Here is a 10,552-nt window from a genome sequence, read left to right on the forward strand (position 1 = left end):
TGATACGCGCACAGACAATTCGCGCTGATTTGCACACATACTGAACATATCAACACGGTGAAATAACCTCACTGCAGCTTCGCAGGGCATCTGTAATGTGAGGTCACTATGTTTCTGATAATCGCTTTTCTGGGCGGGATGATAAGCCTGCTCAGCCCATGCACACTCCCGGTTATTCCACTGCTGTTTGCCGGGTTCCAGGGGCAACGACGGCATATTCTGGCGTTGCTCGCGGGGATGATTGTAATGTTCACCCTCGTGGCACTGGTGGCTACCGCAGCCAGCAACTGGATCGCCCAGGCGACGATAGCAGGGCGCTGGGTCGCACTGGTTGTACTGGCAATAGCCGCGCTGGCACTCATTTTCCCGACATTCGCCCAGCGTATTGCCGGACCGGCCGTCAGCGCAGGTAATCTCCTCAACACACGCAGCGGGCAGACGCGCGGTACTCTCTCCGCGTTTCTGGCCGGGCTGGCCGTTGGGTTGCTCTGGTCGCCGTGCGCCGGACCGATTCTGGGTGCCATCTTCAGCCTGAATATTGCCGGTCACTCCGCCATTGCCACGGGGGCACTGCTGGCCGCTTACGGCAGCGGATGCGCGCTGATGCTGGGGCTGCTGGTTATCGGTGGTCGCGCGCTGATGGCACCCCTGCGTGCCAGATCGGCATTGATGGAAAGGTTACGCAAGGGGGCGGGCGTGGTGATGTTAGCGACCGTTGCGTTTAACGCCACCGGGATGACGTCCGTTCTGAAAGGCGCCAACGGGGTCGCAGACCGTCTGGAAAATTCGCTCCTGACGCTGGCCAAACCCGCAACGGCACCGGTGAAGCTTCAGCCGGTGGTGATGACCGAGCCAAGCAGCCAGTTACCCTCCTTAAGCGGCGGAACAGGATGGGTTAATGGTGACCCTGTCACGTCTGACTCTCTGCGGGGGAAGGTAGTATTGATTGATTTCTGGACGTGGGACTGCATCAACTGTCAGCATACGCTCCCGCACGTTCGCGACTGGGCCAAAAAGTACCAGGCGCAAGGTCTGGTGGTGATAGGTGTGCATACGCCGGAATACCCGTGGGAAAAACCGCTCGCCTCGGTACAAAAAGCGGTGACGAAATGGCAGCTCCCGTATCGGGTGGTCACGGATAATAACTATAAGATCTGGAACGCCTTCGGGAATCAGTACTGGCCCGCACACTACTATTTCGATGCCAAAGGGCAACTGCGCTACACCTCCTTTGGCGAGGGCAATTACGAACAGCAGGAAAAAGTCATTCAGCAGTTGCTGAAAGAGGCTCGCTCCTGAGCCGACTTACGGCTGACGTTGAGCAACGATAAACAAGCGTGGAAATGCCAGCAGTATCTGCCCGTTTTCCTGAAGCGGATACTGCTCTTCCAGCAGTTCATGGTAGCGTTTCAGGAACTGCTTCTGCTCGCTTTCATTCAACTCCTGTAACCACGGACGCAGCCCCGTGGCGCTGACCCAGTCAATAATCGCCTGATGCGACCCCATTTTATGGAAATAGGTCGTGCGCCAGATATCCACGTCGCAGCCTGCCTCCGTCAGAATATCGTAATACGCATGGACACCGGGCAGAGGTTCACGACCACGATCCGGATAACCTTGTTCAACAGCCACTTCACGCATCGAAACGTGTGTCGGTTCAAGCCAGTTATCCGGCATCTGGATCGCCAGCACGCCGTTTAGCTTCAGCAGCGAAACCAGATGCGGCAGGAGATCGTAATGGTCAGGGATCCACTGTAGCGAGGCATTCGCATAAATCAGGCCCAGCGGCTGGCCTGGCTTGTACTGCCGGATATCGGCCTCAACAAAGTGGCAATCGGGCAACGCCTGGCGCGCCTCTTCGAGCATCGCCGGTGAGTTATCAACACCAGTGATGTGGGCGGAAGGCCAGCGATGCTTCAACAGCGCGGTGCTGTTTCCCGGTCCGCAGCCTAAATCAACGATGGTGGACACCTCATCCAGTGGAATTCTGGCGAGCAGTTCAGCAGCAGGGCGCGTGCGTTCGGCACCGTATTGCAGATAAAGCGAAGGGTTCCAGTCGGCCATTTTTGCCTCTCCGTGTTGAATTCATCAGCAAGAATAGCACAGGCAGAGACCCGCACTGGGGCAGGTCTCAACCGACGCAGTGACTACAGAACGCCTTTCAGCGCGATATGGTAAAGCAGCATAATCGTTTTGCCGTCGACAATCCTGCCGGTATCAATACCGCGCAAGGCCTCATCCAGCGGCATTTCTAGCACGTCGATATCTTCTCCCTCTGACTTGATGCCGCCGCCTGCGCTGGCCCGATCCTGCGGGTGATACTCTGCGATATAAAAATAGAGTTTTTCCGTGACGGAGCCTGGGCTCATGTAGGCTTCAAAGACTTTCTCAACACGGGAGACACGATATCCGGTCTCTTCTTCCGCTTCCGCCTTGATGCGGCTTTCGGGATCCATGTTATCCAGCAGCCCGGCAGCGGCCTCGATAAGGTCGTCCTCATGGCCATTGATAAAGACCGGAAAGCGGAACTGGCGCGTCAGGATCACCGTTCTTTTATCACGGTTATAGAGCAGTATCGTGGCCCCGTTTCCCCGGTCATACACTTCGCGGCTTTGCCGCTGCCATTCACCGTCGCGTCGCTGCAGCTCAAAGGTGTACTTTTTGAGGATGTACCAGTTATCCGACAGGGTTTCATTTTCAATGATGCGCACATCTGCACGTTTCGATTGCACGTTTGCTGCTCCTTACGTAGAGTGATCGTCATAAACAGCATTATCATGCACATTCAAGATAAAGCGTGCAATATCAGGAATCCACAATGCTCACCAGTCAGCGAAAACAATTAATCCTCGAGAAGCTTGCCGCTGAAGGCCAGGTCCAGTCTAAAGCGCTCAGCGCACATTTCGCGGTGTCAGAAGACACCATTCGTCGTGATCTCCGCGAACTGGCGGCGGAAGGGCGTTTGCAGCGTGTCCATGGCGGTGCGCTGCCGGCCTCGTCGGCCACTGTGCCGTTTGCCGAGCGTAAATCGGTGAAGATGGACGCGAAAAAAAATGTGGCCCGCAAAGGCGCAAAGCTCATTTCCCCTGGGCAGGTGGTGATTGTCGACGGCGGCACCACCACATCGGAACTGATCGCGTATTTACCGGCGGATTTACGCATTACCGTGGTCACACACAGCCCGAGCATTGCCCTTGGGCTCGTCGAGCATCCTTCGATTGAAGTGATCCTGATCGGAGGACGTCTGTACAAACATTCCATCGTGACGGTAGGCGCAGCGGCCATTGAAGGCATCGACAATATCCATGCGGATCTGTTCTTCATGGGGGTTACCGGCATCCATCCTGAAGCCGGGCTTACCACCGGCGATTTCGAAGAGGCGTGCATCAAACGTGCATTTTCCGGCAGGGCCGCCGAGACAGTGGTCCTGGCATCGCCAGAAAAAATTAACACCGCGTCATCGTTTGTGATTGGCGAGCTATCGCTGGCCAATACGATTGTCGTGGAAGATGATACCGATCGCGCCTGGATTAGCGCGGTAAGGGAGAAGGGCGTCTCCGTGGTGACGACATCAGATCCAGAATAACCCTTGAACCTGCCTGTGATGAGCAGGCAGGTTCAGGCGCGTCCTCAGGCCTGAGGGATGCTTTCTAACGAGGTGTAAACGTTCAGCCCGAGCTTACGGGCAACCTCGATATCCATATCAGCTCCCTTAGACGCACCGGCAATACGATAAATCGCGTCGCATTTCCCAATGAGCCGGTGTGCAACGGGATAGAGCATCGCTTCACTGATTTCATCCCCAATGGACGTTGAACCCGCGGCCTTTGCCAGCGGTAGCGCAAGCCATTCACCAATCACCGGAACGTGGCCACGCTGGTATACGGCTAATGCTGCGTTTTCCAGACGGGCAAGGTTTTCATCCATTTTGGCCTGGTCGCCATCAGTCCCGCTGCGCCAGGGGCCCGCGATTAAAATCAACTGTTGTGTCATACATACCTCGTTGCGTGATGGTGCATGAATTTGCACGTTAATAATTGAAGTATCGGTTTTCAGCTCTGAAACGTATCTTAATAGGCACCATCGTGCAAATACAAGCAGTATCATGCATAATGGTGATGTTGCATAAGCGCGACGCTGGTCTATGCTCAACATGCAGAGACTCGCCATTCTCTGGGGCAATTGAAAAATAACAATAAGTTGCGTTTCAGGGGGTGGAAATGAATAAGGTCCTGCTCGCATTATTATCCTGCGTGCTCTCGGTCATCTCATTTACTGGCGTCGCCGCCGAGCCACGCCAGGAGCCTACTGAGCAGGAGCGGGCCCGAACCGTTTATATTTTTCATCAACCGATTGTGATGTTGCAGGCCAAATTTGGTCTCACGACGCCTGAAGAACGCGTGTTACGTATTCGCCATACCCTGCGCAATTTCACGCAGCAGGACGTACGTGAGCCGCTGAAAATTGTTCCCGTCACCCGTTACAACCAGCAGGGAAGGCTGATTGTCATGAACAATAAGCCTGTTTTATTGCTTACGCAGGCGGACCTGGATGAGGGGGACGATTTGACTCTCGACCAGGCCGCTCAGCGCGTGCTGGCGCGGATGGAGGCGCAACGTACGGCGCTTCGCGATCAATATGACACCGGCTGGCTGGCGCTCTCCGCCGGTAAAACGGTCGTCGGGCTGCTGGTTCTGTCTCTTTTCTGGTACGGGGCGTGGCGGTCGTGGCGCTGGGTTCGCAATGTCTGCCGTCGCCGCATTCTTGAAAACCGCAGCGTTATCCCGCAGAGCTGGCGTAAGTTTGTCGGCGCAATTGAGGCTCGTTTGTATGCTTTGCTGATGATTTTACTGGGCATTCTCGGATTGTATCTCTGGCTGAGCTGGGCGTTCAGCTTGTTCCCCTGGACACGCGTCTGGGGTGCATCGTTAGGCGACTGGACCATGCGCGTTCTGCGGGATATTGCGCTGTCGATTGTCTCAGCCATGCCGGGAATTATGATTGTCCTGATCATCTTTGTGATTACCGCCTTTATTCTGAAGCTCCTGAAGGTGTTGTTAAATCAGGTGGAAGCAGGGCGCCTGCAGCTGCCGGGCATTCATCCTGAAACCGTGGGAGCTACGCGTAAACTGATTTCTGTCGTGGTGTGGTTATTTGCCCTCTCTGCGGCCTATCCGTTTTTACCGGGAGCGAATTCGCTGGCGTTTAAAGGCATTAGCGTCTTCTTTGGCCTGATGCTTACCCTGGGTTCGGCAGGCGTGATGAACCATGCTATGAGCGGACTGGTACTGATCTACTCACGAGCGTTGAGGAAAGGAGACGTTATACGGGTGGCGGATAACGAAGGGCTGGTCACGGAGATAGGCATGCTGGCGACCAAGATCATCACCCGCGAGAATTATGTTGTGACCGTACCCAATGCGGTGGTGGTGAGCGGAAAAATCACCAATCTGAGCGTACAGAATCCTGACGGTGGCGTGAACCTGACGATTGGCGTGACGATTGGCTATGACACGCCGTGGCGACAGGTTCATGCCATGCTGGAGATGGCGGCGAGACGGTCGAAATGTGTTGATCCTTCGCAGCAGCCCCTGGTGCGTCAGCTGGGGCTGATGGACTGGTACATTGCCTATGAGCTGCAGGTAAAATTGCAGCCCGGACAGTCACTTGCCGAAGCCCGCAATGAGCTCCACAGTAACATTCAGGACGTCTTCAACGAGTTCAACGTGCAGATTATGTCGCCAAACTTCGTGATGCAGCCGGAAGGTGCGGTCGTCGTCGCGGAAGAAAACTGGTTCGCAGCACCGGCAAAGAAACCCGCACAAAAGCCATCATGAATCAGTCCGGTGCATGACAGACCGCCTCGATATTATGGCCGTCAGGCGGCCATCATCCTTTTGTGCAATCCTGTCCAATGCCGAAACGGACAAATGGCATATTCAAAACGTCAGGGTTCGAACTTCTGAAATACACCATTCCCGTACGGTTATCCATCGGCTTATATTTTTTCAGCATCTCCAGTTCGATACCGGTACTCATAAATGATTTGCCGTTTTTATCAAACAGGAAGAAACACATTTTATTGTCTTTGCCCGGCTCAATACTTTTATCAGACGCGTTATTCAATGTCACCTTGTAGCTAACCATGTACTGCGCTTCGCCAGTTGTGCTATCCCATTGACTTCCCTGGGATTGCTTTTCAGCAAAAAGAGTAATACCGCCCTGAGACGCTTTCTGAGCTGCCAGGGCAGTTCCGGCTGCAGAAACCGCTAAAGTAAGACATACTGCTTTAATTAAGTTACAACGCATTTTTGCTTCCTCCTGTTAAAATACAGAGCCGCTAAATGGCGGACCGTTTCCGCCCAACAAATGTCCAACGCAGGTAGTCATAAAGCCAGTTAAAGAGCATCGTGTATGGCAGAAAAAACAGTACCAGACCGATCTCGACAAAAAATGCCTCAGTGACTGTTAAATTCAGCATTACCATCGCGACAGGAATTAATGTAATGATAAGTCCTGTTTCAAAGCAGACAGCATGGATTGCACGCACGAGAAATGTTCGTTGAAACGCATATTTTTTCTGCAAGGCGTCAAAGAATTTATTAAACACAAAATTCCATGCCGTGGCGGCAAGTGCAGATATCACGGACAACGAACCCGACTGAAGCACCGACACGTTCATCAGCCACGCAAGTGACAGCGCAATGATGACATTGGCCGTCACTTCGAAAAGAACCGCATGCAAAACGCGTTCTTTAAAACTTTTATCCAGTTCAATTTCCATTTACTTAGTGCGGCTTTTTAAAAAAACTGAAGTATATCAGACGTGCTTCAACTTTCTTTAAACGTGAAGGTTAGAATGGCTGTCAGGCCCCGGTTATTCGGGGCCTTGCTCTATGTTCTGAGGAAAAGATGTAAAATCAACCCGATTACCGCACATGCGGCAATTACGTGTGTGACTCTATATTTGAACCGGAATAGTGCGATGGCGGCAGCAAAAGCAATGACCGCTGCTATCCAGTCCATTTTGCCGTCAAATCCCTGTGGCCAGAGCACGTGGTAGCCAAAAAAGAGTGCCAGATTCAGGATCACGCCAACCACCGCTGCGGTAATTGCCGTGAGTGGCGCGGTAAAATTAATATTGTTGTGCGTCGTTTCAATAAAAGGCCCACCGGCCAGGATAAACAGAAACGATGGCAGAAACGTAAACCAGGTCGCCAGCACGGCCGCTACAGCGCCTGCCAGGAAAAGCTGATCCGGTCCATACGCCATATTCACATAGCCACCAACAAATCCCACAAATGCCACAACCATGATAAGCGGCCCCGGCGTGGTTTCACCCAGTGCCAGACCATCAATCATCTGCGTTGGCGTGAGCCACTGATAATGACCAACCGCGCCCTGGTAGATATAAGGCAGTACCGCATAGGCACCCCCAAATGTCAGCAGCGCCGCCTTGGTAAAGAACCAGCCCATCTGGGTAAACGGGTGCATCCAGCCAAGGCTCAGATAGAGCATCGCCATTGGCGTTGCCCATAAAAAAACACCGGCAATGATAATCAGGGTCAAGCGTGACCATTTGAAAACCGTATGCGGAGCCGCTGGCGTATGGTCATCAATAATGGCAGCACCGTAGGATTTTCGGCTGGCGTCATGGGCGTTACCCTGACCAAAATGGTCGGGGTAAAGGCGCCCACCCACATAACCCATCATTGCGGCTGACAGGACAATAACGGGAAAAGGGACATTGAGGGCGAAAATGGCGACAAACGCGGCGGCAGCGATTGCCCACTGCGTGCGGTTACGCAGCGCCCGCGAACCGATACGGTGCGCAGCCTGCACAACAATCGCCGTAATTGCCGGTTTTATGCCGTAAAAGAGACCGGCCACGACAGACAAATGGCCATACGCCACGTAAATCCACGACAGGACAATAAGGATAAAAAGGGAAGGGAGCACAAACAGTGTCCCGGCAACCACGCCGCCCCAGGTGCGGTGCATCAGCCAGCCAATATAGGTCGCCAGTTGTTGCGCCTCCGGGCCCGGAAGCACCATGCAGTAATTCAGTGCATGCAAAAAGCGCTGTTCGGATATCCAGCGTCGGTTTTCAACCAGCTCCTGATGCATTATCGAAATCTGCCCGGCCGGCCCGCCAAAGCTGATGAATCCCAGCTTCAGCCAGAATAAAAAGGCTTCACGGAAACTGACATGCGGAGGTGGAACGCCCGGTTCGTCGTCGACCGGAGGCAGATTGCTGTTCATGAGTTTCTGAACCTGTTTTTGAATTCTGCTGAGAGAAGGATCCGCTAAGCATATGCCATATTTATGAAAGATGAGTGATGATGGCTACGTCAGCAAACTGAGATAAGAGATTCTAAAGACAGCGGCCGTGTTAACGGTATTTCTTTTTAATTTTCCATGCCTTATAGGAAAGAAACGGCGGCTGAAAAAAAACAAATGATGAACAAAGCGATCAACATCGCAACGCCCGTGGATACTACATTTTCTCTGGACGCGATGATAAGAACTATGAGGTAAACAGCAGCAAGCAATATGGTCAATAACAACGCTGCGTTAAAACGTCTGGACAAGTCAGATATCACCATATCCAGAGAAAGGGCATCTTTTGTTATGTACTTACGCAACTTCTGAAGCTCCGAGGATGTAAATCCAGATGCCAGCAGCTTTGCTTCGGTTATCGACATGTTTTCTCCATCAGCGCTGTACTCTGTGTAATCAAGACTATCAACCAGGTAGCTCAGTGGGTAGCGTTATGTACAAACTCGTAAATGATTTTACAACAGCTATCAGTAGCCAAGGGAACACAATGACGGCCACGGAATGCTGGATTCGCCCTGAATCAACCTTGGTGCGCATAATGTATATTATGTTAAATCGCATGCTGTGGTAAATAAGTTCATAAGACACTCCCACTAACTGATAAATCAATACGTTAGGATTTCTGATCTCCCTCTCGTTTCTTGCATTAGTTCATGCTGTGATCCATTGCATTTCTTTTTTGATTAACACCTAAATATCACCTGCATCCGGGATGACTCTCCCAAAGCATTATCACTTTTGGCTTCGCGTTTACACACCCGTTTACAGCTTTGCCGGGAGAATTATCGAACGCTTACATCAAACAAATTTTCGCAACATAGTCACAGCAGCCAAGGATTTCAGAGTTTGTCTGGGGCAATGGTGCTCAGCCTGTATGGAATAATCCCCCCCCCTCTTCTGCCCAAAAGCAGATACTGGAAAGACCGTCCTGAAAAACCAGACGGCAGACGGGCTGTATTACGCAGTCAGGTACTTGAGCTACATGGTATCAGCCACGGTTCAGCCGGAGCAAGAAGCATCGCCACAATGGCAACCCGGAGAGGCTACCAGATGGGACGCTGGCTTGCTGGCAGGCTCATGAAAGAGCTGGTGCTGGTCAGCTGTCAGCAACCGACTCACCGGTATAAACGTGGTGGTCATGAACATGTTGCTATCCCTGACTACCCTGAACGGCAGTTCGCCGTGACCGGGCCAAATCAGGTGTGGTGCGGTGATGTGACCTATATCTGGACGGGTACGCTTACAGCGAAGCTTCTAGCCTTCTCCTTCGGGATTGTCGAGCTCTCCCTGCATATCGCCGTAACGGCTGCGTTTGCGGATGATCCTGTGGCTCAGAAAGATAAAACCGTCATTGACATGGGTGATTCTGGTATACTCAACAAATAGAATTTCCAATATACTTACGTGACCAATCTGACACCAAAAAATCAAGAGTCGTGTTGTTTGTTGTTTCATTTAAAGCAAAGAGATCACCTTCCGATTTATATTTACTATAATTACTTAGCAATCTATTGACATGTGTATTTGTGATATCTGTAAAATTTCTTTGGTTTATAGCAGCAATGTTATTTAAAATTCCGTCAATGAGTTCAATATTCATGCTTTGAGTTAAAGTCACCCCTGCATTATTGTTATTTATGATAGACTTAATGTTGCTTAAGTCTTTTTCATATAGATGCAACGAGTCAGTGAAATGACGTTGGGTCCCAACTTTTATATCTATTCTAGATGCCATGTAATAATGCAAAACTTGAAAAACAAAAAAGTTATATGGAACCCCCCAGTATATGTCATTTGATCTGTTTATTACAGTAAGGTCTAACTCCCCATTTCTTATTTTTAACATTACCGATGTGTTACATGGAATATCTTTTGATTTTGTATTTATCAAATCGCTCGGGGAGTACATACTCAAGACACATCGACGTGACTGAGGGTTGGTTTTTAATTCTTCAATCGCAAAATCGATCTGGTCAAATCCATATTGTTGTCGAAGTCTGTATCCATAAGCCCCATTAAGTGTTTTTCCATCATCTGAAAAATCACCATATGTCTTGATATAGTAATCAAGATATGCAAGATCATTAAAACCGCCGATCACCCAAGCCGCTTCTGCGATAGCAAAAAAAGGATTTAGCGCTCTTCTATTTAGAGTTATTAAATTCAACTTATCAGAAGGAAGTTGAAATACAGCTGGTCCAAGATCGTAAAC

At 51.1% G+C, this 10,552-nt stretch carries 11 protein-coding genes and 2 pseudogenes; 4 read left to right on the top strand and 9 right to left on the bottom strand.

Annotation, left to right across the window (positions count from 1 at the left end):
* Positions 1-108: 108 nt before the first annotated feature.
* Positions 109-1,299 carry a cytochrome c biogenesis protein/redoxin gene (locus APU11_RS04630; protein WP_047024822.1) on the top strand — a complete coding sequence of 397 codons (1,191 nt, stop codon included), beginning with the start codon at positions 109-111 and terminating at the stop codon, positions 1,297-1,299.
* Positions 1,300-1,305: 6 nt separating this feature from the next.
* Here the strand turns inward: APU11_RS04630 and tam are convergent, their stop codons facing one another.
* Both tam and APU11_RS04640 read right to left on the bottom strand, forming a co-directional pair.
* Positions 1,306-2,064 (bottom strand): trans-aconitate 2-methyltransferase, encoded by a 759-nt coding sequence (tam, locus tag APU11_RS04635; protein ID WP_058651318.1) that lies wholly within the window; start codon positions 2,062-2,064, stop codon positions 1,306-1,308.
* An 83-nt stretch (positions 2,065-2,147) separates the two neighbouring features.
* Complete coding sequence (locus tag APU11_RS04640) at positions 2,148-2,732, bottom strand: NUDIX domain-containing protein (RefSeq protein WP_020688643.1); 585 nt, start codon at positions 2,730-2,732, stop codon at positions 2,148-2,150.
* A gap of 86 nt (positions 2,733-2,818) precedes the next feature.
* Here APU11_RS04640 and APU11_RS04645 point away from each other — a divergent pair, with 86 nt between their 5' ends.
* On the top strand, positions 2,819-3,586 hold the full coding sequence (locus tag APU11_RS04645; RefSeq protein ID WP_023619584.1) for a DeoR/GlpR family DNA-binding transcription regulator: 768 nt from the start codon (positions 2,819-2,821) through the stop codon (positions 3,584-3,586).
* Positions 3,587-3,630: 44 nt separating this feature from the next.
* On the opposite strand, the gene APU11_RS04650 is transcribed toward APU11_RS04645, so the two are convergent.
* Positions 3,631-3,993, bottom strand: coding sequence for a DUF4406 domain-containing protein (locus tag APU11_RS04650; protein WP_023619585.1), 363 nt, complete (start codon positions 3,991-3,993; stop codon positions 3,631-3,633).
* Positions 3,994-4,220: 227 nt separating this feature from the next.
* On the opposite strand from APU11_RS04650, the gene APU11_RS04655 reads away from it, so the two are divergent.
* A complete protein-coding gene (locus APU11_RS04655; RefSeq protein ID WP_060578335.1) occupies positions 4,221-5,837 on the top strand; it encodes a mechanosensitive ion channel domain-containing protein in 1,617 nt (538 codons plus the stop codon).
* A gap of 52 nt (positions 5,838-5,889) precedes the next feature.
* On the opposite strand, the gene APU11_RS04660 is transcribed toward APU11_RS04655, so the two are convergent.
* The 4 genes from APU11_RS04660 to APU11_RS04675 all read right to left on the bottom strand — a co-directional run bounded on the left by APU11_RS04660 (position 5,890) and on the right by APU11_RS04675 (position 8,705).
* Entirely contained in the window at positions 5,890-6,309 is a 420-nt protein-coding gene (locus APU11_RS04660) for a DUF4354 family protein (protein WP_058650721.1), read from the bottom strand.
* A gap of 31 nt (positions 6,310-6,340) precedes the next feature.
* On the bottom strand, positions 6,341-6,784 hold the full coding sequence (locus tag APU11_RS04665) for a PACE efflux transporter (protein WP_013096588.1): 444 nt from the start codon (positions 6,782-6,784) through the stop codon (positions 6,341-6,343).
* Positions 6,785-6,894: 110 nt separating this feature from the next.
* Positions 6,895-8,262: a chromate efflux transporter gene (gene chrA, locus APU11_RS04670; protein ID WP_038980712.1), complete on the bottom strand. Its 1,368-nt coding sequence runs from the start codon at positions 8,260-8,262 to the stop codon at positions 6,895-6,897.
* 161 nt (positions 8,263-8,423) lie between these two features.
* Positions 8,424-8,705: a hypothetical protein gene (locus APU11_RS04675; protein ID WP_048972123.1), complete on the bottom strand. Its 282-nt coding sequence runs from the start codon at positions 8,703-8,705 to the stop codon at positions 8,424-8,426.
* A gap of 544 nt (positions 8,706-9,249) precedes the next feature.
* On the opposite strand from APU11_RS04675, the pseudogene APU11_RS04680 reads away from it, so the two are divergent.
* A pseudogene (locus APU11_RS04680) lies at positions 9,250-9,576 on the top strand (IS3 family transposase); the annotation flags it as partial.
* Here APU11_RS04680 and APU11_RS28730 read toward each other — a convergent pair.
* Both APU11_RS28730 and APU11_RS26455 read right to left on the bottom strand, forming a co-directional pair.
* Positions 9,576-9,726, bottom strand: a pseudogene (locus APU11_RS28730) (hypothetical protein); the annotation flags it as partial. The pseudogenes APU11_RS04680 and APU11_RS28730 sit on opposite strands and share 1 nt — an antisense overlap.
* On the bottom strand, positions 9,716-10,552 hold an 837-nt coding region (locus tag APU11_RS26455), incomplete at its 5' end, for a thymidylate synthase (RefSeq protein WP_239691327.1). The pseudogene APU11_RS28730 and the gene APU11_RS26455, both read right to left, overlap by 11 nt.

The sequence above is a fragment of the Enterobacter sp. 50793107 genome, assembly GCF_001463365.1.
Lineage (GTDB): Bacteria > Pseudomonadota > Gammaproteobacteria > Enterobacterales > Enterobacteriaceae > Enterobacter > Enterobacter cloacae.